Origin of the sequence: Acidovorax carolinensis (assembly GCF_002157145.1) — a bacterium.
In the GTDB taxonomy this organism is placed as follows: Bacteria; Pseudomonadota; Gammaproteobacteria; order Burkholderiales; family Burkholderiaceae_C; genus Acidovorax; species Acidovorax carolinensis.
In genome coordinates, this window is the sequence record NZ_CP021361.1 from 3,579,152 (window position 1) to 3,600,938 (window position 21,787).

Annotated in this window: 19 protein-coding genes and 3 pseudogenes; 10 read left to right on the forward strand and 12 right to left on the reverse strand. The window is 62.7% G+C overall.

Translation table 11 applies throughout. From position 1 onward, the window contains the following. The 5 genes and pseudogenes from fliJ to fliF form a co-directional block, all read right to left on the reverse strand. Positions 1-465, reverse strand: a complete 465-nt coding sequence (gene fliJ / locus CBP34_RS16815; RefSeq protein WP_094098694.1) for a flagellar export protein FliJ — start codon at positions 463-465, stop codon at positions 1-3. 20 nt (positions 466-485) lie between these two features. Next, complete coding sequence (gene fliI / locus CBP34_RS16820) at positions 486-1,886, reverse strand: flagellar protein export ATPase FliI (protein WP_157896502.1); 1,401 nt, start codon at positions 1,884-1,886, stop codon at positions 486-488. After that, the gene (locus tag CBP34_RS16825; protein WP_094098695.1) at positions 1,870-2,604 is read right to left on the reverse strand and encodes a FliH/SctL family protein; all 735 of its coding nucleotides are present in this window, start codon (positions 2,602-2,604) and stop codon (positions 1,870-1,872) included. Before CBP34_RS16825 ends, fliI begins: the two co-directional genes overlap by 17 nt. After that, positions 2,591-3,586, reverse strand: coding sequence for a flagellar motor switch protein FliG (gene fliG, locus CBP34_RS16830; RefSeq protein WP_086928160.1), 996 nt, complete (start codon positions 3,584-3,586; stop codon positions 2,591-2,593). Before fliG ends, CBP34_RS16825 begins: the two co-directional genes overlap by 14 nt. 27 nt (positions 3,587-3,613) lie before the next feature. Continuing rightward, a pseudogene (gene fliF, locus CBP34_RS16835) lies at positions 3,614-5,297 on the reverse strand (flagellar basal-body MS-ring/collar protein FliF). A gap of 172 nt (positions 5,298-5,469) precedes the next feature. Here fliF and fliE point away from each other — a divergent pair. Beyond that, positions 5,470-5,781: a flagellar hook-basal body complex protein FliE gene (fliE, locus tag CBP34_RS16840; RefSeq protein ID WP_094098696.1), complete on the forward strand. Its 312-nt coding sequence runs from the start codon at positions 5,470-5,472 to the stop codon at positions 5,779-5,781. Between the two features lie 256 nt (positions 5,782-6,037). Here fliE and CBP34_RS16845 read toward each other — a convergent pair whose 3' ends face one another. The 7 genes from CBP34_RS16845 to CBP34_RS16875 all read right to left on the reverse strand — a co-directional run bounded on the left by CBP34_RS16845 (position 6,038) and on the right by CBP34_RS16875 (position 11,861). Then, positions 6,038-6,283, reverse strand: a complete 246-nt coding sequence (locus CBP34_RS16845) for a type II toxin-antitoxin system RelE/ParE family toxin (RefSeq protein WP_335622249.1) — start codon at positions 6,281-6,283, stop codon at positions 6,038-6,040. Further along, positions 6,280-6,534, reverse strand: a complete 255-nt coding sequence (locus tag CBP34_RS16850; protein WP_094098697.1) for a ribbon-helix-helix domain-containing protein — start codon at positions 6,532-6,534, stop codon at positions 6,280-6,282. The genes CBP34_RS16845 and CBP34_RS16850 overlap by 4 nt, the downstream gene beginning before the upstream one ends. A 212-nt stretch (positions 6,535-6,746) precedes the next feature. Next, positions 6,747-7,046, reverse strand: coding sequence for a flagellar protein FliT (locus tag CBP34_RS16855; protein ID WP_086928164.1), 300 nt, complete (start codon positions 7,044-7,046; stop codon positions 6,747-6,749). 2 nt (positions 7,047-7,048) lie between these two features. Continuing rightward, complete coding sequence (gene fliS, locus CBP34_RS16860) at positions 7,049-7,474, reverse strand: flagellar export chaperone FliS (protein WP_086928837.1); 426 nt, start codon at positions 7,472-7,474, stop codon at positions 7,049-7,051. A gap of 176 nt (positions 7,475-7,650) precedes the next feature. Next, complete coding sequence (gene fliD / locus CBP34_RS16865; RefSeq protein ID WP_094098698.1) at positions 7,651-9,105, reverse strand: flagellar filament capping protein FliD; 1,455 nt, start codon at positions 9,103-9,105, stop codon at positions 7,651-7,653. A 187-nt stretch (positions 9,106-9,292) separates the two neighbouring features. Continuing rightward, the gene (locus CBP34_RS16870) at positions 9,293-10,435 is read right to left on the reverse strand and encodes a flagellin (protein ID WP_094098699.1); all 1,143 of its coding nucleotides are present in this window, start codon (positions 10,433-10,435) and stop codon (positions 9,293-9,295) included. Between the two features lie 286 nt (positions 10,436-10,721). Further along, a complete protein-coding gene (locus tag CBP34_RS16875) occupies positions 10,722-11,861 on the reverse strand; it encodes a flagellin (RefSeq protein ID WP_094098700.1) in 1,140 nt (379 codons plus the stop codon). Positions 11,862-12,498: 637 nt separating this feature from the next. On the opposite strand from CBP34_RS16875, the gene motA reads away from it, so the two are divergent. The 9 genes and pseudogenes from motA to CBP34_RS16920 all read left to right on the forward strand — a co-directional run bounded on the left by motA (position 12,499) and on the right by CBP34_RS16920 (position 21,773). Further along, on the forward strand, positions 12,499-13,359 hold the full coding sequence (motA, locus tag CBP34_RS16880; protein WP_094098701.1) for a flagellar motor stator protein MotA: 861 nt from the start codon (positions 12,499-12,501) through the stop codon (positions 13,357-13,359). A 34-nt stretch (positions 13,360-13,393) separates the two neighbouring features. Beyond that, positions 13,394-14,326 (forward strand): flagellar motor protein MotB, encoded by a 933-nt coding sequence (motB, locus tag CBP34_RS16885; RefSeq protein WP_094098702.1) that lies wholly within the window; start codon positions 13,394-13,396, stop codon positions 14,324-14,326. 96 nt (positions 14,327-14,422) lie between these two features. Continuing rightward, positions 14,423-14,809, forward strand: coding sequence for a chemotaxis response regulator CheY (cheY, locus tag CBP34_RS16890; RefSeq protein WP_040328086.1), 387 nt, complete (start codon positions 14,423-14,425; stop codon positions 14,807-14,809). Between the two features lie 4 nt (positions 14,810-14,813). Beyond that, a pseudogene (locus CBP34_RS16895) lies at positions 14,814-15,436 on the forward strand (protein phosphatase CheZ). 98 nt (positions 15,437-15,534) lie between these two features. Next, entirely contained in the window at positions 15,535-16,689 is a 1,155-nt protein-coding gene (locus CBP34_RS16900; RefSeq protein WP_094098703.1) for an EscU/YscU/HrcU family type III secretion system export apparatus switch protein, read from the forward strand. Next, positions 16,686-18,767, forward strand: coding sequence for a flagellar biosynthesis protein FlhA (gene flhA / locus CBP34_RS16905; RefSeq protein WP_094098704.1), 2,082 nt, complete (start codon positions 16,686-16,688; stop codon positions 18,765-18,767). Before CBP34_RS16900 ends, flhA begins: the two co-directional genes overlap by 4 nt. Continuing rightward, positions 18,764-20,262 (forward strand): annotated as a pseudogene (flhF, locus tag CBP34_RS16910) (flagellar biosynthesis protein FlhF). The gene flhA and the pseudogene flhF overlap by 4 nt, the downstream one beginning before the upstream one ends. After that, on the forward strand, positions 20,255-21,052 hold the full coding sequence (locus tag CBP34_RS16915; RefSeq protein ID WP_094098705.1) for a hypothetical protein: 798 nt from the start codon (positions 20,255-20,257) through the stop codon (positions 21,050-21,052). Before flhF ends, CBP34_RS16915 begins: the two are co-directional and overlap by 8 nt. Positions 21,053-21,056: 4 nt before the next feature. After that, on the forward strand, positions 21,057-21,773 hold the full coding sequence (locus tag CBP34_RS16920) for an RNA polymerase sigma factor FliA (protein WP_086928838.1): 717 nt from the start codon (positions 21,057-21,059) through the stop codon (positions 21,771-21,773). Positions 21,774-21,787 lie beyond the last annotated feature (14 nt).

The following is a 21,787-nucleotide window of genomic DNA, read 5'->3' on the forward strand; positions in this document are numbered from 1 at the left end:
TCAGTACTCCTGGCCATGCGGGCCATTGATCGCATTGCGCACCTGCATCGAGGCGCGCTCATCGGTTTGCTTCTGCTCGCGGCGCATCTGCTGGCGTTCGTGGTCCTGCTGGCGCTTTTCAACCACCTTGCGCAAGCTGGCCAGGCGCAACTCTGCGTCGAGCAAGTTGCGGGTGGCGTCCTGCACCCGGCTGGCGTGCTCACCCACCACCGTGGTCTGCAGGCCCGCAGCATGGCCCAGGCGATCCATGAACTGGTAGTGGTGGAACATCACCTCGGGCTGCACGGCGGCGTCCGCGCGCATACCCCAGCGCCCTTCGGTTTCCCGGGCATAGCCCTGCAACTGGTCCAGCTGGTCCTGCGCGGCTTGCTGCGCACCCTGCGCATCCTGCAACAGCCGCCGGGCCTCATCGCGCTTGCGCGAGGCCACTTCCACGGCCACTGTCAGGGCGTTCAGGGTTGACATGATGATTCGCTTCCCGTCCGTCAGCGATCAAGCACCGCAGCCATGCCGCCGAGGCATTGCTCCATGGAGGCCGCATCGAACATGTCCTGCTGCAGGAAGGCGGCCATCTGGGGTTGCAGGCGGATCGCTTCGTCCAGCGCCGGATCGGAGCCGCTCATGTAAGCACCCACCTGCACCAGATCCCGGCTCTTCTGGTAGCGCGAATACACCGCCCGAAACCGCCGCGCCAGGTCGAAGTGCCCGCGCGACACCACGTTGTGCATCACCCGCGAGGCCGACTGCTCGATATCGATGGCCGGAAAATGCCCCGTTTCGGCCAGCGCCCGCGACAGCACAATGTGCCCGTCCAGAATGGCCCGCGCCGCATCGGCAATGGGGTCCTGCTGGTCATCCCCCTCCGACAGCACGGTATAGAAAGCGGTGATGGATCCCACGCCATGCAGCCCGTTGCCGCTGCGTTCCACCAGCGCAGGCAGCTTGGCAAAACACGATGGTGGATAGCCCTTGGTGGCCGGTGGCTCGCCAATGGCCAGCGCGATCTCCCGCTGGGCCATGGCATAGCGGGTCAGCGAATCCATGAGCAGCAGCACATGTTTTCCCTTGTCCCGAAAATGCTCAGCCACGGCCGTGGCATAGGCGGCCCCCTGCATGCGCAGCAGCGGCGGCGCATCAGCCGGCGCCGCCACCACCACCGACCGCGCGCGGCCATCCTCGCCCAGAATGTCTTCAACAAACTCCTTGACTTCGCGCCCCCGCTCGCCAATCAGCCCCACCACAATCACATCGGCCTGGGTGTAGCGGGCCATCATGCCCAGCAGCACGCTCTTGCCCACGCCCGAGCCCGCAAACAAGCCCAGCCGCTGCCCCCGCCCCACGGTCAGCAGGGCGTTGATGGCGCGCACACCGGTATCCAGCGGTTCGCGCACCGGGTCCCGGTCCATGGCATTGATCGGGCGGCGGTCCATGGGCTCGGAGACCACATCCTGCACCGGGCCGCCATGGTCCAGAGGCTGCCCCTGCGAATCCACCACGCGCCCAAGCAATCCGTCGCCCATGGGCAACCGCAGCACACCGGCGCGATGCACCGGGCGCGGTGGTTCGCCCAGGCGCGGCATGGGAATGTAGGGCGCCGCAGGCACCACGCTGGCGCCGCTGGACAGCCCATGGATGTCCCCGGCGGGCATCAAAAAGGCCCGGTCGGCAGAAAACCCCACCACCTCGGCCAGAATGGGTGTGTGGCCCGGCATCTGCACCATGCACTGCGAACCCACCGGCACCCGAATGCCAGCAGCCTCCAGCACCAGGCCCGTCAGGCGCGTGAGCGTGCCCCGCGTTTCCAGCGGCGCACCGGCCCGCACGCGCTCACGGGCGTCGTCCATGAAACGCGCCCAGGCAGAACCCGTCTCAGTGGTCGTTGCCATCGCCATCACCGCCGTCCTGCCACGCAGAATCGAGCCCCAGCGCCGCCACGGCACGCTGCCAACGCTTGTCCAGGCTGCCGTCCACCACCGTGCCGGCCGACTCCACCAGGCAGCCACCAGCCGGCACCGCGGCGTCCGCCATCCACTGCACGGCAGCGCCATCAAACTCTTCGCGCAAAGACCCTGCCAGGCTTTCCATGTCCACAGGGTTCAGGCGCACCAGCGCCGGGCGCCCCTCGGACACCAGCATGCCCACGGCCTCGCGCACCACGGGCTGCAAAGCGTTGGGGTTGACCGACAGCTCATGCCGCAGCACCTGGCGGGCAATGTCACAGGCCAGGTGCAGCATGTCCTGCGCCATGTGCTGCTGCATGTCGGCCAGCGACGCCTGCAGCGACTGGACCACGGCATTCAGCCGCTGGGCCGCTTCCTGGCCTTGGTTCGCCACGTAGTCGTCCATGCGGCGCTGCCATTGCAGCGAGGCCTGCGCCTCGCCCTGGGCCACGCCCTTTGCGTAGGCCGCATCGCAGGCCTCCTGAATCAGGGCCTGCTGCTGCGCTTCGTCGAGCGCGGGCGGCAGCCCTGCTGCGGCCTCGGATTCAGGTACGGGCTCCTCCAGGTCAGCGCCATCCATCGCACCGAACTTCCAGTGGGTGACATCCCCCACCTCTTCGCTGGGGATGAAGCGGGAATACACCCGCTGGTTAGACGAAGGCATCGTCACCGCCACCGCCAATCACAATCTGGCCCTCGTCGGAGAGACGGCGCACCGTCTTGAGGATTTCCTTTTGCTGGGCTTCCACCTCCGACAGGCGCATGGGGCCACGCGATTCCAGGTCTTCGCGCAAGGCCTCTGCCGCACGGGTGGACATGTTGGACAGGAATTTCTCGCGTAATTCGGGCACCGCGCCCTTAAGGGCCACGATCAGCGTCTCCGACGCCACTTCGCGCAGCACCGTCTGGATGGCCTTGTCATCGAGCTTGAGCACATCCTCGAAGATGAACATCTTGTCCATGATCTTCTGGGCCAGGTCGGGGTCGTATCCGCGAATGGATTCGAGCACCACGCTGTCCATGTTGCCGCCCAGCATGTTGATGATCTCGGCCGCCGCCTTGACGCCGCCCAGCGAGCTCTTGCGAATCTTGTCGCCACCGGCCAGCACCTTGAACAGCACCTCGTTCAGGTCTTTCAGCGCAGTCGGCTGAATGCCTTCAAGGGTGGCCACGCGCAGCAGCACTTCGCTGCGTTGGCGGTCGGTGAAGTTCATCAGCACGGCAGCGGCCTGGTCGGAATCGAGGTGCACCAGAATGGCCGCCACGATCTGGGGATGCTCGTTGCGCAGCAGTTCTGCCACCGACAGCGGGTCCATCCACTTCAGGCTTTCAATGCCCGACACATCGCCACCCTGCAAAATGCGGTCGATCAGCAACCCGGCCTTGTCATCGCCCAGCGCCCGCTTGAGCACCGCGCGCACGTAGTTGCCGGTGTCGGACACCAGCAGGCTCTGCGCCGCTGCGGCGTTCGAAAACCGGTTGATCACCATGTCCACCTTGTCGCGCGACACCGAACGCATGCGCGCAATGGTCTCGCCCAGCTTTTGCACCTCTTTGGGCGAGAAGTGCTTGAACACTTCGGCCGCCTCTTCCTCGCCGAGGGACATCAGCATGATGGCGGCGTCGTTGAGGCCCTGCTCATCCATAGATAGGTTGTCCGTTCAGATCCGGGTTCAGACGGGGTCGCCGTTCACCCAGGTTTTCAGAATATTGGCCACGGCCATGGGGTTCTCCTTGGCCAACCGGCGTGCATCTTCCAGCTGCATCTGTTCGGGCGTCACCGGCAGCAGCTCATCCTTCCTGGTCGGCGCCGGCAAGGCGGGCCGCTCAGGCTGCTCAGCCTCCAGGGCATCCACCGTGCCACCGGCCACCGGAATGGCGCGGGGCCGCGCCGCGCCCTTGAGTGCCGGACGCACCAGCCCCAGCAGGACCAGGGCGGCAAACAGCACCGCACCCACCGGCCAGGCGAAGGTCTTGGCCAGGTCCACCATTTCGGGCTGCTTCCACAGCGGCACATCGTTGACCGGCACCACATCCACCTGGAATGGCGTGTTCATCAGGTTGACCGAATCGCCACGGTCCTTGTTGAAGCCGATGGTTTCGCGCACCAGGGCCGTCATCTGCTCCAGCTGCGCGGGCGTCAGCGCCTTGGCCACGGTCTTGCCCTTGTCTTCGGCCGACTGGTAGTTCACCACCACCGCCGCACTCAGGCGTTTGACGGCGCCGCTGCCACCCCGCGTCACGCGAACGGTCTTGTCCACTTCGTAATTGATGACCGACTCGCGCCGCCCACCCGCGCCCAGCGTGCCCTGCTGCTGGTTGTTGGCCGCCGCCAGCGGCGGATTGGCGCCGTTGATGGGCGCGGCAGACGGTGCGGGCGGCTGGTTCGAGGCAGCGCCGGGCACGCCGGTGGGCAGCGGATTGCCCTGGGGACCATTGCTCTCCACCACCTGCTGGCTGCGGATGGCGCTGGCATCGGCGGCCAGATTGGGACGGTGCTGCTCGGAGGTGGATTCGGTCTGGCTGAAGTCCACCTCGGCAGACACCTGCGCCTTGACGTTGTTGCGCCCCACCACGGGCTCCAGAATGTCCATGATGCGGCGCGCATATTGCTGCTCGATCTGCTGCACATACAGCAGCTGCTGCGCATCCACACCATTGCCCGAGGCCGTGTCGGGCGACTGCGACAGCAGCTTGCCCGTGTCATCGAGCACGCTCACGGCCGAGGGCGCCAGCTCGGGCACGCTCGACGCCACCAGATGCACGATGCCCGCCAGCTGCGCCCGGTCGAGCACGCGGCCGGGGTGCAGGCTTACCAGCACCGAGGCCGAGGGCTTTTGCTGCTCGCGGAAAAACCCGTTCTGGTTGGGCAGCGCCAGGTGCACGCGCGCGCCCTGCACCGACGACAGCGCCTGGATGGAACGGGTGAGCTCACCCTCCAGCCCGCGCTGAAAATTCAGCCGCTCCTGGAACTGCGTCATGCCGAACTTGCTCGACTCCATCAGTTCAAACCCGGCCACCGACCCCTTGGGCAGCCCCTGGGTGGCCAGGCGCAGGCGCACGTCGTGCACGCGGTCGGCCGGAATCAAGATGGCGCCGCCGCCATCGGCGTGCTTGTAAGGCACGTTCATCTGGGACAACTGGGCCACGATAGCGCCCCCGTCCTTGTCATTCAGATTGGCGAACAGCACCCGGTAGTCGGGCTGGCGGCCCAGCACAATGGCCGCAATGGCCACCGCCACCAGCAGCGCCGCCCCACGCCCAGGCGCATGCGCTGCGCCCGGTCGAGCGCCGACAGACGCTGCAGCCAGCCAGAGCTTGCGGGGGAGTAACGGGGATTTCAGCAACTGCAGACATTTCGCTTTCCAGTATCGCAGGCCGGTTAGACGGTCCTGGCGTTGGGTCGATTATTCGGGCGCATCACCCGGACGTTCGCTGGATAAGCCGCGCATTTGACCATCAATTCCCCCGGATGGCCGGCGCCCCAAGGCCTAGTATTGCGCCATCCCCCTTCCCGCACCACACCGCCATGGACCTCCGCATTTCAAGCTCTACCGCCCCCCTGACGGGTGCCGGCCTGGCGCGCCGTGCTGCAGCGCCCCAAGCCCAAGGCAACGAGGTGGGGTTTTCGGGAGCACTCAAAGGCGCGCTGCAATCGGTCAGCGCCGCCCAAAACCACGCCACCGGCCTGCAGCAGGAAGTGCAGATGGAGAACCCCTCCGTCAGCCTGGAGCAGACCATGGTGGCCATCCAGAAAGCGCAAATCGGCTTTCAGGCCACGCTGCATGTGCGCAACCGCATGGTGCAGGCCTATACCGACATCATGAACATGCAGGTGTAAGAACGTTCCTGGCACCGCACGCCAGTGCAATTGCGGCGCAGGGCCAGCGCTCAATCACTATGAGTTTAGTAGCTGCCAGCGCTTGACAAAAAAGCGCTTGAGGCCAATTTCAGTAAAAACCGCCGCACAGCGAACTCCCCAATCCCACCGAATCCGCGCAACCAAGAATCAAGCCAATTCGTCGGGCTGCTGCATCCATGCCGGGATATCGCGCTGACCGTGCAGCACGCGCCAGACGTCAATGTGGTCGGCGCGTTCAACATAGAACACCACATGGGGACACCCGTGCCAGCGGCCAGGAACGCAGCCCTGGAAAACTCAACGCGTGTGCATAGCGGGGCGAACCCGTCGCAGGGTGGAGGCTGATGTGGGCGTAGGCCTGCTCCAGGGCATCGATGAATCCGAATGCGGCTTGCTCGGCATCTTCGCCCAGGTCATACGCGATGGCGGCGTCAATATCGCGGCGGGCCTGCTCCCGCGCAATGACGGGCTTGGCCGTCACCCCCGAACGCCACCCGCTTCGCCCGGCTTGCGAACCCGATCGCGCAGACCGTCAAAGTAAGCCACATCAGCCGGGGCCGTGGGTGCAGAAGCTGCACCCGCCAGCAATAAACCACGCAGCTGAAGCCGGTCCTGGTCCTTTCGGATCAACTCCCGCATGTATTCACTGCTGGTGCCATAGCCGCGCTGACTGACCTGTTCGTCCACAAAGGTCTTGAGGGCGTCGGGCAGGGAGATGTTCATCGTGCTCATGCCCACAGCATAAAAACTTTGGCAAAAATTGACAAGGCTACATGACAAGCCGCACGTAGCTGCATTTTCTGCCGCAGGCAAGCGGTTGTTACGCTACCGAAAAACTATCGAATCGATAGCTGCAAGCGCTTACCCCATAAGCGCCAGAGCCAAAAACACCCTCAAAACCACAGCAAACCCCATTGCAGGGCCTGCCCTTCCCAAACTCAGTGTCAATGCACCATCTGCGGCTGGCCTTCGAACATGTGTTCCACCTGCGCCAGCCACGGCTCGGCCAGGCAGCGGATCTGGGCATCGTTGCGCAAGATGCGCTGCATGATGCGGGTCTTTTCGCGCTTGTGCTCAGGCAGCAGCTCGTGCTCTTGCGCCTTGAAGCGCAGCTGCTCGATCAGCACCGCGCAGGCGCCTTCGTAGCGCACCACACCGTCCCAGTCCTTGCTTCGGGCCGCTTCCAGCATCTTGGCGCTGCTGTCTTCGATGGCTTTGTAATAGTCGATCAGCAGGGTGGTCATTTTCATGCTCCCGCGCCTTGGGCGGTTGCGCCGTTGTTGGGGCCGATTTCGCTCCAGCTTTGCGCCACGGGGGTGATCAGGTGCACCACTTCCTCCACCAGCGCCAGGTCGTTGCGCATATTGGCCAGGGTGAGGCGGCTGACGCAATAGTCGTACAGCGCGGCCAGGTTGCGGGCAATGTCACCGCCCTGCGCGGGGTTGAGGCCGCCCTTGAGGCCTTCTTCCAGAATGCGCACGGCCTTGCCGATCTGGCGGCCTTTTTCGGCAATGTCGCCGCGCTGCAGCGCACCGCGTGCGGCGTTGAGCGACTGGATGAGGCCATCAAACAGCATTTTGATCAGCATGTGCGGCGAGGCGCCATCCACGCCGGACTGGACGCCCACTTGCCGATAGGCCGAGGCTGCGCGAGAACTGACGGGGGTGTACATCAACGGCTCCTTCATGTGCTACTTGTTGTTATTCATATCGGCAATTGCGGGGAAAACTCAAGCAAATTTCATAGCACTTCAGGACCACGAAAGGCGGTTTATTCCGCCCTTCGAAAACTTAATTTGATAGCTACTAGCGCTTATTCCACAAGGGCCAGAGCCTTAAATCACGCCAATTAACCCTTGGTATTGTTCCACTGGGTGACTTGCTGGTTCACGTAGCTGCTCAACGCGGTCAGCTTGCCCATGCTGGCGTCGAGCCGGCTGTATTGCGCCTCCAGCCGCGCCTGGGTTCTGCTGATGCGGTCAGACACACGCTCTTGCTCCTTGGTGTTGCGGTCGGACTCCGACTTCAGCGCACCAGCCCGGGTGCTCAGCGTGCCACTCGTGTTCAGCAAGCCGGCCGCAAAATCCTTCAGCCGCAAGGCCAGGCCATCAGCCCCATTGCTGCCGCCATCGGCCATGAAAAAGGTTTTCACATCGTCGGGCTTGGCCAGCGCGGCATCGAGCTTGGTGGCATCCACCTTGAGCGAGCCGTCTTTCTGAAACTCAACCCCCAGGTCAGACAAGCGCCCCACCGCCGTGCCCGCCGGCCCGTTGCCCCCCACCAGGCGCCGCAACGCAGCCTGCAAGCCGACGGCGGTGGAGTCGCCCTGCAGCGTTCCGCCCTTCTTTGTAGCGGCGTCGTACTTTGTCATCTCGGCCAGCGCATTGCTCATGGCGTTGTACGAGGCTACAAAATTATTGATGCTGGTTTTGGCCGCCGCAGTGTCGCGCTTGATGGTCACCTCCACCGGCCCGGTATCGGTCGTCACCTTGGACACCGTCAGCTTCACGCCCCCAATGGCTTCAAGCACATTGCTTTGTGAAGACACCGCCACGCCGTTGATGGTGGCCTTGGTGTTCAAAGCCGACTGGGTAAGCCCCAGCCCCCCCGTTGCATTGGCCGGGTCGTAAGCCAGCCGCCCCAGGCCTGTGCCATCGGTGATGGCCACACCCTCGGTGGCGGGCGCCACCGGCTCGGCCAGCGCCTGCACCCGAAACGCCGAAGCCTCGCCTGTGACGCTGGAGCGCATCAGCAAGCGCTCGCCCGCGTCATCCTTCAGCACCGTGGCAGTCACCCCGGCGCCAGCGGCGTTAATTTTGTCGGCTATCTGGCTGAGGGTGTCGGTAGCGCTCACCGCCACATTCACGGCGGCGCCACTGCCCTTGGTAAACGTGGCCGGCCCGCTGGTACTCCACGCGCCCAGTTCAATGCGCAGCGTGCCCGCCCCAACAGAGCTGCCCGCAGGCGCCAGTGGCGCCGACCCCGCCATTTGCGCCTGGGCCATTTGACTCACACCCACGCTGAACGCCGTGGCCGCAGCCGCCGTGGTGGCGGTGCCGGTAATGGCGGCGTTGCTGGAACTGACCGACATCGCATCCCAGTTGCTGGCCGTGGCCAGCTTGCTGGCCATGTCCTGCAAATTGGCCATTTGCGACTGCAACTGCCCATAGGCAGACAGTTTGGCGCTGATGGAAGAAGCCTTGACCTGCAGCTGCGACAGCGGCTTTTGCTCCAGCGCCACCAGCTGCGAAACAATGCTTTTGACATCCAGGCCACTGCCAATACCTGCAGAAGAAATTGCCATGTAACACTCCAGTTTTTCTGGCCTGGATTCTGAACTCACTCATACCAAACCACAACCGCGGCGCGAGGCACAACATCACCCCAGACCGAAACGGTGAACCTACCTACATATAACTGTATCGGCCGGTAGGCGCACAACTTGAGGCCCAACGAACACACCGCAAGGCGCGCGGTTTGCGCCAAATGGATTACTGCAGCAGCTTGAGCACGTTTTGCGGCAATTGGTTGGCCTGGGCCACCATGGCCGTGCCTGCCTGCTGCAGGATCTGCGAACGGCTCAGGTTGGCGGTTTCCTGGGCAAAATCGGCATCCATGATGCGGCTGCGCGAGGCCGAGAGGTTTTCGCTATTGACGCCAAGATTGGTCACAACCGCCTCGAAGCGGTTCTGGATGGCACCCAAATCGGCGCGAGATGAGTTCACGGCTTTGAGCGCTGCATCCATAGCCAAAATAGCATCGTCCGCACCCGCTTCAGTAGAGATATCCAGATCTGTGAAGCCGGTCTTATTGGTTGATGCAACGGCTGTTGCCGTGCCCGCCGTCGTGCCTGCAGTCACGCCACCAACTCCGGCAAGACTGCCGATTGTGAGATTTTTATCCGTGGACGTGATTTTTCCAGCCGCGACATCAAAAGTCACGTTATTTAGGGCTGCATTGGCAGTTTTTGCCGTATTAAAGGATGCTTCCAACTCGGCAAGGGTGCCGTTTGCGCTGGAAATTGTGATGCCGTTGATGCTCAAAGATGCCGGAGTAGCGGCCGTCACAGTGATCGCGTTGGTGGTTTGTGTATAGGTGTTTTTTGCCGCTGTAGCCCACTCACCCAGCGAAGCTATCTTTGTGTTTTGAATCGAATCAATGGAAATTAATTGCCCCTGATCCGGCCCCACCTGGAATGCCTTTTCAGTGAAAGAGCCATCCAACAACTTGGTACCGTTGAAAGAAGTGTCGCCGGCCACGCGGTCAATTTCGCTCTTCAATTGCGCCACTTCTTTTTGCAGTGCGGCACGGTCATCGGTCGAGTTGGTGGCGTTGCGTGACTGGACGGCCAGCTCGCGGATGCGCTGCAGGTTGTTGCCAATGGTGCCCAGTGCGCCTTCGGCAGTTTGCGCCAGCGACACACCGTCGTTGGCGTTGCGGGCAGCTTGGTTCAACCCACGGATTTGGGTGGTCATACGCTCAGAGATTGCCAAGCCAGCGGCATCGTCCTTGGCGCTGTTGATGCGCAGGCCCGACGACAGGCGTTGCATGGACGTGGAGAGCGAGCTTTGCGACGCGCTCAGGTTGCGCTGCGCGTTGAGCGACTGAATGTTGGTATTGATGATGGCTGCCATGGCGATAGCTCCTCGGGTTTAGCCAGAAAACCGGCACTGCAGTGGCCGTTTGCAATGCCAACAGCAACGCTGACATCGGGGACCGGGATGATGGGGGACCCCCACGTTTTCCGGGTGCCCAATTGTTAAAGCGCACACTGGGCGGCATTGCCTCGATAAAGGGCAGGAATCCGGAGCTTTTTGACGCCACACACCTATGGCGCAACACAAGAAGGCGAAAAAAAACCGGGTGCAAACCCGGTTTCTTGAAGAAGGCCCCGAAACCCGGGCCTGCGCTGCGCTTGACTCAACGCAGCAGCGCCAGCACGCCTTGTGGCAACTGGTTGGCTTGGGCCACCATGGCCGTGCCCGCTTGCTGCAAGATCTGCGAGCGGCTCAGGTTGGCCGTTTCCGAAGCGAAGTCGGCGTCCACAATGCGGCTACGTGAAGCTGACAGGTTTTCACTGTTCACTCCCAAATTCGATACCACAGATTCAAAACGGTTCTGGATAGCTCCCAGGTCGGCTCGGGCTGAGTTCACGGCTTTGAGCGCTGCATCCATAGCCAAAATAGCATCGTCCGCACCCGCTTCAGTAGAGATATCCAGATCTGTGAAGCCGGTCTTATTGGTTGATGCAACGGCTGTTGCCGTGCCCGCCGTCGTGCCTGCAGTCACGCCACCAACTCCGGCAAGACTGCCGATTGTGAGATTTTTATCCGTGGACGTGATTTTTCCAGCCGCGACATCAAAAGTCACGTTATTTAGGGCTGCATTGGCAGTTTTTGCCGTATTAAAGGATGCTTCCAACTCGGCAAGGGTGCCGTTTGCGCTGGAAATTGTGATGCCGTTGATGCTCAAAGATGCCGGAGTAGCGGCCGTCACAGTGATCGCGTTGGTGGTTTGTGTATAGGTGTTTTTTGCCGCTGTAGCCCACTCACCCAGCGAAGCTATCTTTGTGTTTTGAATCGAATCAATGGAAATTCTTTGCCCCTGATCCGCACCCACCTGGAATTCCTTTTCAGTGAAAGAGCCATCCAACAACTTGGTACCGTTGAAAGAAGTGTCGCCGGCCACGCGGTCAATTTCGCTCTTCAATTGCGCCACTTCTTTTTGCAGTGCGGCACGGTCATCGGTCGAGTTGGTGGCGTTGCGTGACTGGACGGCCAGCTCGCGGATGCGCTGCAGGTTGTTGCCAATGGTGCCCAGTGCGCCTTCGGCCGTTTGCGCCAACGACACACCGTCGTTGGCGTTGCGGGCAGCTTGGTTCAACCCACGGATTTGGGTGCTCATACGCTCAGAGATTGCCAAGCCAGCGGCATCGTCCTTGGCGCTGTTGATGCGCAGGCCCGACGACAGGCGTTGCATGGACGTGGACAGCTGGCTTTGCGATGCGCTCAGGTTGCGCTGTGCGGTGAGCGACTGAACGTTGGTGTTGATGACTGCCATGGTGATAGCTCCTTGTGTAACTTAAAGCCCGAACGAGCGGTATTGCTTTCGGTGTCTCAAATGCCAGCACACGCTGGCTGCCCAACCCGTTGGCGCTCCACTTGTGTGTTGTGGTTTGCCTTCGGGGACAGGGCTTTTGTTCCCTGTTGCTTTGGTTATCGGACCCATGTGCAACAAACTTTAGGGCTGGCGTAACTTTTTGTGTTTCACGTAAGTTGCGATCCAATCATTTGCGCCACCAGTTTGGAGAGTGGCATACTTTTTTGATAGCGGGTGACGCATGACTGGCAAGCGCTGGAGGCGAAAAATGCCTGAATATCAATTTCCTCGAAAGCATTCGACCGTTCGGCCTGGTGAAGGCTTGGCTGCAGGCCTTCGACAGGCGCAGGGTGAAAGGGGTGGGGTTGCCGGCACCTGAAGCCACGGCCCTCTGCAAACGCCGCGTCCCATATTGCGGCCTGGGGGCCAGAGCACGAGTTTCGCTGCGCGAAATCGTGATCTGACCCGCAAGCGTGCGCAGCGCCGGTCTCCGCCCCCTATGCCTGTGCCGTGGCATGCACCAGCGGTGCAATCTGGCAGCCCAAGCCGGCCCTGTTCGCGCTTATGGACGCCAACGACTCTGCCAGAATCCACCCCTATGCTCGTCATCATTGGTTACATCATCTGCCTCGGCTGCATCTTCGGCATGTATGTGCTGCACGGCGGAAACATCTCGGTGATCCTGAAGGCGTTGCCCTTTGAGCTGGTCACCATCTTGGGCGGCGCCATGGGGGCGTTTGTGGTCAACAACCAGCCCAAGGTGCTCAAAGCCACCGCGGCCGCCATACCCATGGCGCTCAAGGGCTCCAAATACACCAAGGCACGCTACATGGAGCTGATGGCGATGCTCTATGACATCCTGCAAAAGGCCCGCAAAGAGGGGTTGATGGCCATTGAAAAGGATGTTGAGGCGCCCCACGAATCCGAGATTTTCAAGAAATACCCCACGGTGGGCAGCGATCACCATGTGATTGAGTTCATGACCGATTACCTGCGCATGATGGTGTCGGGCAACCTCAATTCGCACGAGATCGAGGCGCTGATGGATAGCGAAATCGACACCCACCACCAAGAGGCACATGCCCCGGTGGCCGCACTGGCTCGGCTGGCGGGCGCGCTGCCGGCCTTTGGCATCATTGCCGCCGTGCTGGGGGTGGTGAACACCATGGGATCGGTGGGTCAGCCGCCTTCGGTGCTGGGCGGCATGATCGGCTCGGCCCTGGTGGGCACATTTTTGGGCATTTTGCTGGCCTACGGGGTGGTGGAGCCCCTGGGCGGCCTGGTAGAGCAAAAGACCGAAGACGCAGCCAAAGAGTTGCTGTGCATCAAATCCACCCTGCTGGCGAGCATGCAGGGCTACAACCCGGCCACGGCTATTGAATTTGGCCGCAAGGTGCTGTTTTCAGGCGACCGCCCCAGCTTCTCCGAGCTGGAAGGGCATGTAAAGGGCAAGAAGTAAGCACCAAGCGCGCACCGCGCCACAGCACCACGCCATGGCAGAAAAAAAACTCCAGCCCATCATCATCAAGCGCATCAAGAAAAGCGGCCATGCCGTGCATGGCGGGGCGTGGAAGATCGCCTACGCCGACTTTGTAACGGCCATGATGGCCTTCTTCTTGCTGATGTGGCTGCTGGGCTCCACCGCCAAGGGCGAGTTGCAAGGCATTGCCGCTTATTTCTCATCGCCGCTCAAGGTGGCCATGGCAGGTGGCGATGGCTCGGGCAACAGTTCCAGCGTGATTCCGGGCGGGGGCAACGATTTGTCCAAGGTGCATGGGCAGGTGCGGCGTTCTGACAACGAGCAGGACAAGGAGCGCCGCATGAGCATTGACACGGCCCGTGCGGAGCGGGCCAAGCAGGACGCTGCACGCATCAAGGCCTTGCAGTCCAAGATCGACGCCATGATCACGGAAAACCCGCGGCTCAATGAATACAAGTCGCAAATCCGCATCGATGTCACTCCGGACGGCCTGCAGATCCAGATTGTGGACAACCAGAACCGCCCCATGTTTGACAGCGGCAGCGCCCTGGTCAAGCCCTACATGCGCGACATTCTTCGCGAAATTGGTGCGGCGTTGGGGGGTGTGGAAAACCGCATCAGCCTGGCTGGCCACACCGACTCCGCGCCCTACGGCAACAGCGACCGCGGCTACAGCAACTGGGAATTGTCGGCAGACCGTGCCAACGCCTCGCGACGCGAGCTGGTTTCTGCAGGCATGCCAGACGCTAAACTTGGCCGGGTTGTAGGCTTGGCCGCCAGCGACTTGCTGGAACCCGACAACCCGCGTGCCCCTGCCAATCGGCGCATCACCATCACGGTGTTGACGCGTGAGGCCGAAGAACGACTCATGGGCAAAGGCATTCCGACGGTGACTTCCACGCAGTTGATGGAAGAAAAGCAGGAAAATGCCCAGCCCGGCAGGTAAACATTACGACATGCGTTACGAAGTGCGTTACGACTTGTCACACAACCTGCACTCCATGACAATACCCCCAGCCAATTTCGACCGAAAGGGTCCCAAGTGACCACAGCCCTTCGCTTTTTGATCGTTGACGATTTTTCCACCATGCGACGCATTGTTCGCAATCTGCTCAAAGAAAGCGGATTTGCCGACGCCGATGAGGCCGAGGACGGCGTGGCCGCGCTCAACAAGTTGCGCAACAGCAAGTTCGACTTTGTCGTGACCGACATCAACATGCCGAACATGAACGGCTTTCAGTTGCTGGCGGAAATCAAGAAGGACGAAAAGCTCAAGCACCTGCCTGTGCTGATGGTGACGGCAGAAGCGCGCAAGGAAGACATCGTGGCCGCCGCCCAGGGTGGCGCCGCGGGCTACATCGTCAAGCCGTTTACCAAGGCAACCCTCGAGGAGAAGGTCACCCTGATTCTCAAGAAGATGGGGTTATGACGCCATGGTGCCAACCGAGAATTCATCGGCAGATGCGGCCGATGTGCACCACAAGATCGGGCAACTGACACGCCAGCTCCACGACTCGCTGAACGAGCTGGGTTATGCCGAGAAGCTGCGCGGCTCCATGGGCGAATTGCCCGATGCGCAGAGCCGCCTGTCCTATATCGCCCGGCTTACCGGGGAAGCGGCCGAGAAGGTGCTCAATCGCGTCGAGCAGGCCAAGGCGCAGCACGATTTCATCGCGCAAGAAACCCGCAGGGTGGTCACGTCGCTGGTGAAAGACCCCGTGGCGGCGGTGGCCAAGGGCGAGATCATGAACTTTCTCACCGATGTGGAGCGCGTGACCACCGAGGCCGACGTGCACCTGACCGAGATCATGATGGCGCAGGACTTCCACGATTTGACCGGGCAGGTGATTGCCCGCGTGGTGAATCTGGCGGCAACGATTGAAGAGCAACTGGTGCAACTGCTCATCCAGACCGCACCGCCCAATAATGTGCAGGCCGCACCGATCGAGGCCCGCGCACGCATCTGGCAGGACCGGTGGTAGACCCCGAGCACACGCCCGACGTGGTGACCAGCCAGTCGCAGGTGGACGACCTGCTGGCAAGCCTGGGTTTCTGACCTGCGCCACCCGATAAGCAGGCCCGGCGGGCCTCTTATCGGGCTTTAGATTTCCAGGTCGCTCACGACAATGGCATGACACCCGCCGTCATGCCACCATGGAATCCAGCCAAGACAAAAGCCTCCCTGCGACCGAGCGAAAGCTCCAGAAGACGCGCGAAGACGGCCAGGGCGCCCGCTCGCGCGATCTCTCGCACCTGGCCATCCTGGGCGCAGGCGCCGGCTGCCTGATGGTGCTGACACCCGAATTGATGGACCACATGCAGCGGGCCATGGGGCAGCAGCTGAGTTTTGATGCTGCCACCGTAATGGCCACGGGCAGCATGCTCACCCGCCTCAAAGACATGGTGTTGGTGGGCCTCGTGGCCAGCACGGTGTTTGCTGTGTTGACCGGCGGCGCCGCGCTGCTCAGCGCCATTGGCGCGGGCGGCTGGATTTTCAGCGCCAAGCCCATCACGCCGCAATTCAGCCGGCTCAATCCGATCTCCGGCGCCGCCAACCTGTTCTCCAAGCAGCAGATGGCCAACGTGGCCAAGATGGTGCTGATGACCGCGATCCTTTCGTTCGTGGCGTGGAATTTCATGGGCAACAGCATCCACAGCGTGGCCATGCTGGTGCTGCAACCCTCGCCGCTGGCACTTCGCCATGTTGCACAGTGGATGATTTCCGGCACCAGCCTGCTGCTGCTGGTGGTGTTTTTGGCGGCCGTGATCGATGTGCCGCTGCAGGCGTATTTCTTCAAGTCGCGACTGAAGATGTCGCACGAGGAAGTCAAGCAGGAGCACAAGGAGTCGGACGGCAACCCTCACACCAAGGGCCGCATCCGCCAGCGCCAGCGCGAGATGGCCGACCGCGCCAGCGTGGGCGCCGTGCCCAAGGCCGATTTTGTGGTGATGAACCCCACGCACTATGCCGTCGCCCTCAAATACGACGAACAGACCATGAGTGCCCCGCAGGTGATTGCCCGCGGCACCGACCTGATCGCCTTGAAGATCCGCGATCTGGCCGGCACCCACGGCGTGCCGGTGCTGCAGTCGCCCATGCTGGCGCGCGCGCTGTATGCCCACGCCGAGCTCGACCAGGCCATTCCCGCCACGCTGTACACGGCGGTGGCCCAGGTGCTGGCCTATGTGTACCGCCTCAAGGCCGCCATGCGTGGCGAGGGCAAGATGCCCGACGCGCTGGTGCAACCCCATGTCCCCCCTGAGCTCGACCCGCTGAACCGGGTTGCACCGCAAGGCCCCGCCGTATGAACACCTCCGTAAAGTCTCTTCAGCAATGGGCGGGCACCAACGCAGGCGCGCTGCAGGGCCTGTCGGCCCCCTTGCTGGTGGTTGCCATCCTGGCGCTCATGGTGCTGCCCATCCCGCCATGGATGCTGGATGCGTTCTTCACGCTCAACATCGCGGTGGCGCTGATGGTGATGATGGTGGCGGCGTACATGCTGCGCCCGCTGGATTTCGCGGCCTTCCCATCGGTGCTGCTGCTGACCACCCTGATGCGCCTGTCGCTGAACGTGGCCTCTACCCGCGTGGTGCTGCTGGAGGGCCACACCGGCCCCGGCGCGGCGGGAGCCGTGATCGAGGCGTTTGGTCACTTTCTGATCGGCGGCAACTTTGCCGTGGGCCTGATCGTTTTCGCGATTTTGGTGGTGATCAACTTTGTGGTGGTGACCAAGGGCGCGGAGCGCATTGCCGAGGTGTCGGCCCGCTTCACGCTGGATGCCATGCCCGGCAAGCAGATGGCGGTGGATGCCGACCTGAATGCCGGCCTGATTGACGAGAAAGAAGCCAAACGCCGCCGCGCCGAAGTGGCCGAGGAAGCCAACTTTTTTGGCTCGATGGACGGCGCATCGAAGTTTGTACGTGGCGATGCCGTGGCTGGCATCCTGATCTTGCTGATCAACATCGTGGGCGGCTTTGCCATCGGTGTGTTGCAGCACGATCTGTCGGCCAAGCAGGCCGCCGACAGCTACATCCTGCTGGCCATTGGTGATGCACTGGTGGCCCAGATTCCAGGCCTGCTGATTTCGGTGGCGGCCGCCATGGTGATCTCGCGCGTGGGCAAAGACCATGACATGGGCCGCCAGATCGTGGAGCAATTGTTCATGTCGCCGCGCGTGCTGGGGGTGACTGCGGGCATCCTGCTGCTGCTGGGGCTGATTCCCGGCATGCCGCACGTCGTGTTCCTGACCATGGGCGGGCTGCTGGGCTATGGCGCCTGGATCCTGCATGAGCGCCAGAAGGTGCCGCCAGCCGTCGAGGCACCGCCGGCACCCGTGAGCGATGGCGAAGCCACCTGGGACGACCTGCAGCCCGTGGACTTGCTGGGGCTGGAGCTGGGCTACCGGCTGATCACGCTGGTGGACAAGAGCCGCCAGGGCGACCTGCTCACCCGCATCAAGGGCGTGCGCCGCAAATTTGCCCAGGAAGTGGGCTTTCTGCCGCCCGCCGTGCATGTGCGCGACAACCTGGAACTCAAGCCCAGTGGCTACCGCATCACGCTGCGCGGCGTGGTGGTGGGCGAAGGCGAGGCGTTCCCCGGCATGTTCCTGGCCATCAACCCGGGCGGCATCACCACGCCGCTGATCGGCACACCCACCACCGACCCCGCTTTCGGCCTGCCAGCGCACTGGATCGACGAACGCCAGAAGGAAGCGGCACAAATGGCGGGTTTTACGGTGGTTGATTCCGAAACCGTGATGGCCACCCATTTGTCACACTTGATGCAAGTGCAAGCCGCCAAGCTCCTCAGCCGCACGGAAACCCAGCAGCTGGTGGAACATGTGGCCAAGCTGGCCCCCAAGCTCATCGAAGAAGTGGTCCCGAAAATGGTTTCTATCGCAACGTTCCAGAAAGTTCTCCAGCTGCTGCTGGAGGAGTCTGTGCACATTCGCGATATCCGCACCATCATCGAGACGCTGGCCGAGCATGCCGTGGGCATATCGGATCCGGCAGAGCTGGCGCGACGGGTGCGCATTGCGCTGTCGCCCGCCATCGTGCAGCAGATCTACGGCCCCACCCGCGAACTCAACGTGATTGCCATCGAACCCGGTCTGGAGCGCCTGCTGGTGCAGGCCCTGGGCAATGCGGCCGGCCCGGCCCTCGATCCGGGCGTGGCAGACATCCTCACGCAAAAAGCGGCCGAAGTGGCGCTGAAGCAGGAAGAGCTGGGCTTGCCCGCCTGCCTGCTGGTGCCCGACCAGATTCGCACCGCCATTTCCCGGCTGGTGCGTCGCGTAGCGCCGCGCCTGCAGGTGCTTGCGCACAGTGAAATTCCCGAGACCCACACCATCCGTATTGGGCCCATCCTCAAAGGTGCATCCGCATGAACATCAAACGCTTTCACGCTCCCACGTCACGGGAGGCCCTGGCCAAAGCGCGCATGGCGTTTGGCGAAGGCACGCTCATCCTGTCCAACCGCCCCACGGCCAATGGTGTGGAGGTGGTGGCCACCGCAGAAGACACGCTGTCCGCACTGGACAGTGGCGCCGCCGCCTCGGGCACGCAGGCCCTGCTGACACCGGCCCGCAGCGCGCGGCCCGCAACGCGCCAAGCCCCCCCATTTCTGCCAGTCGCAACCCGGTGGAAGAAGACACGGAACAGCTGGCGATGAGCACGCTCTCCTTTCAGGACTATGTGCGGGAACGCATGCTGCGACGCCGCCATGAGGCCCTGAACGGCCCGGCCGAAACGCCCACGCTCACGGATCGCAGCCGCGACCCCACGTCCGATCGCGAGCGTATGCCCACTGCGCCGGTGCAAGTGCAGGTGGCCCGCCACAACCCGCTGCGCACGGCTCCGGTGGAACGCCCCGCAGAGCCCGCGCCCCGCCGCCGCCCTGAGCCCCAGGTGGCCGTGCCCGCATCCTCGGCAGGCCAGCAAAGCCTGATGAACGAGCTGCATGCCATGAAGGAACTGATCGAAGACCGGTTCAACATGCTCTCGTGGCTGGGCCAGGCCAAGCAAAATCCGATCCAGTCCAATCTGATGCTCAAGCTGATCCGCGCTGGCTATTCGCCCGCACTGTCGCGTGCCATCCTGGAGCGCATGCCCGAAGAGCTTTCTGCGGCCGAATCCGTGCGCTGGCTCATGGAAGTGCTGGAGCGCAACCTCAAGACCGACATGCATGCGCCACCGCTGTATGAAGAAGGCGGCATCTTTGCGCTGGTGGGTTCGACCGGTGTCGGCAAGACAACCACCACGGCCAAGCTCGCTGCCCATTGCGCACGCATCCACGGGCCTGCGAGCGTTGGCCTGATCACGCTGGACACCTATCGTGTGGGCGCCCATGAGCAACTGCGCACCTACGGGCGCATGCTGGGCATCGTGGCCCACTTGGCCCACGACCGCGCCGCGTTGCAAGACCTGCTCGGGCTGCTCAGCGGCAAGAAGATGGTGCTGATCGACACGACGGGCGTGGCGCCGCGTGATCCGCGCAAGCGCGACATGCTGGACGTGCTGGACCTGCCCAATGTCAACCGGCTGCTGGTTCTGAATGCAGGTTGCCACGGCGACACGCTCGACGATGTGCTCTCCGCCTTCAAGACCAGCGGATCGCAGCAGGCCATCCTTTCCAAGGTCGACGAAGCTGTCAAGCTCGGCCCCGCCCTGGATGCACTGATTCGCCACCAGATGGTGCTGCGCGGCATCACCAATGGCCAGCGCGTTCCCGAAGACTGGGAAACCGCCGATGCGCACAAGCTGATCAGCGCATCGATGCGCGCGCCGACCAAATCGGCCTTCGACCCCCGGGCTGCCGATCTGAACTTCTTTTTTTCGCATTCGCCCGACACCATGACCGAACGGGGACTTGTGGATGCTTGACGCCAGCTTTCACCAGGGCGCCGGCCTGCACAGCTTCACCCCGCAGTCCGAATTGCGCGTGCTGGCCGTGGCCAGCCACGGCCAGGCTGAAAGCGGCATGGAGGCGCTCTGGCAACTGTGCGCCAGCCTGCAACGCCTGGGTTACCCGGTGGTGGTGCTGGATGGCACGGCCGATGAGACCGAGGCATCCCCCGGGCTTCACCACCTGCTCAGCCAGGCGCCGTGGCAGGAGGGCGCGAGCCTGGATCTGGGCGCCATTGCCTCGTCCCTGGCCGTCATCCCTGCGGCCCAGGGCCTGCCCGAACTGGCGCGCATCGCCCAGGCAACCGACACCGCTCCGCTGCAAGCGCTGCTGCCCTATTTCCGCGCCTACGGGCTGCTGGTTCTTCACGCGCCAGCCAGTGTGCTCGGCCCGCTGCTCACGCACACGGCCACCACGCCGCTGGTCATGATGCCGCCGGGGGCAGCAGGTGTGCTGACGAGCTACCAGACCCTCAAGCAGATCGCGCTGCATGCCGGCCTGCCATGTACCGTGGCTGCGGTATTGCAGGGAAATAGCGCACCGGAACGCACAAAAGCAGCAGGTGCACTGCGTACCTTGCAGCAATGCGCAGACCGCCACCTGGGCGGGCACATGCGCACCACCACCCTGTCTGCCCACAATGGCCAGGATATGCAGCGCCTGGCCTTGCAACTGCTGGAAAACGCGGGCACCATCGGTGGAACGATGTCTGCAATGCCTACCCACAACCTGACCGGCCTGCCTTCGCATGGTGTTCGGAGCCACTGATCTGATGTATACCGCCAAAGGCCAGCTCGACCGTGATGCGCTGATCCGCCAGCACGTACCGCTGGTTCGACGGATCGCCCACCACATGATTGCCAAGCTGCCTCCCAATGTGGAGGTGGACGACCTGATCCAGGTGGGAATGATGGGCCTGGCAGAAGCGCTATCGCGCTACGAAGCCACCCAGGGGGTTCAGTTCGAAACCTTTGCTACCCAGCGCATCCGCGGCGCCATGCTGGACGAGTTGCGCGAGGGCGACTGGATGTCCCGCAGTTCCCGCAAAAGCCAGAAAGACATCGAGCACGCCGTGCGGCGGCTGGAACAGAAACTGGGCCGCAGCCCCCTGGAGTCGGAAATTGCCGCCGACATGGGCATGCCACTTGCCGAATACCAGAGCCTGCTCGGCAAGGTGCGCGGCACCCAGCTGGTGTATCTGGAAGACATGGCCCACGGTAATGACGACGAGGATGGTTTTCTGGACCGCCACGTTGCCGACAGCGACGCCGATCCCCTCGAACTATTGCGCGATCACCGCCTTCGCTCTTCCCTGGTCCAGGCCATCCAGAGCCTGCCCGAGCGCGAGCAATACATCATGGGCATGTATTACGAGCATGACATGAACCTCAAGGAAATTGCGGCCGTGCTGGGCGTCACGGAATCACGGGTTTGCCAGCTGCACAGCCAGTCAATTGCCCGCCTTCGCGCAAAGATGCGCAGCCACTGAGCGCGGGGATTTCG

What these genes read in the sequence shown, in the direction of transcription:
- fliJ (WP_094098694.1), bottom strand. Translation starts at nt 465, where the DNA reads ATGTCAACCCTGAACGCCCTGACAGTGGCCGTGGAAGTGGCCTCGCGC.
- fliI (WP_157896502.1), bottom strand. Translation starts at nt 1,886, where the DNA reads ATGGCAACGACCACTGAGACGGGTTCTGCCTGGGCGCGTTTCATGGAC.
- CBP34_RS16825 (WP_094098695.1), bottom strand. Translation starts at nt 2,604, where the DNA reads ATGCCTTCGTCTAACCAGCGGGTGTATTCCCGCTTCATCCCCAGCGAA.
- fliG (WP_086928160.1), bottom strand. Translation starts at nt 3,586, where the DNA reads ATGGATGAGCAGGGCCTCAACGACGCCGCCATCATGCTGATGTCCCTC.
- fliE (WP_094098696.1), top strand. Translation starts at nt 5,470, where the DNA reads ATGGACCTCCGCATTTCAAGCTCTACCGCCCCCCTGACGGGTGCCGGC.
- CBP34_RS16850 (WP_094098697.1), bottom strand. Translation starts at nt 6,534, where the DNA reads ATGAGCACGATGAACATCTCCCTGCCCGACGCCCTCAAGACCTTTGTG.
- CBP34_RS16855 (WP_086928164.1), bottom strand. Translation starts at nt 7,046, where the DNA reads ATGACCACCCTGCTGATCGACTATTACAAAGCCATCGAAGACAGCAGC.
- fliS (WP_086928837.1), bottom strand. Translation starts at nt 7,474, where the DNA reads ATGTACACCCCCGTCAGTTCTCGCGCAGCCTCGGCCTATCGGCAAGTG.
- fliD (WP_094098698.1), bottom strand. Translation starts at nt 9,105, where the DNA reads ATGGCAATTTCTTCTGCAGGTATTGGCAGTGGCCTGGATGTCAAAAGC.
- CBP34_RS16870 (WP_094098699.1), bottom strand. Translation starts at nt 10,435, where the DNA reads ATGGCAGCCATCATCAATACCAACATTCAGTCGCTCAACGCGCAGCGC.
- CBP34_RS16875 (WP_094098700.1), bottom strand. Translation starts at nt 11,861, where the DNA reads ATGGCAGTCATCAACACCAACGTTCAGTCGCTCACCGCACAGCGCAAC.
- motA (WP_094098701.1), top strand. Translation starts at nt 12,499, where the DNA reads ATGCTCGTCATCATTGGTTACATCATCTGCCTCGGCTGCATCTTCGGC.
- motB (WP_094098702.1), top strand. Translation starts at nt 13,394, where the DNA reads ATGGCAGAAAAAAAACTCCAGCCCATCATCATCAAGCGCATCAAGAAA.
- CBP34_RS16900 (WP_094098703.1), top strand. Translation starts at nt 15,535, where the DNA reads ATGGAATCCAGCCAAGACAAAAGCCTCCCTGCGACCGAGCGAAAGCTC.
- flhA (WP_094098704.1), top strand. Translation starts at nt 16,686, where the DNA reads ATGAACACCTCCGTAAAGTCTCTTCAGCAATGGGCGGGCACCAACGCA.
- CBP34_RS16915 (WP_094098705.1), top strand. Translation starts at nt 20,255, where the DNA reads ATGCTTGACGCCAGCTTTCACCAGGGCGCCGGCCTGCACAGCTTCACC.
- CBP34_RS16920 (WP_086928838.1), top strand. Translation starts at nt 21,057, where the DNA reads ATGTATACCGCCAAAGGCCAGCTCGACCGTGATGCGCTGATCCGCCAG.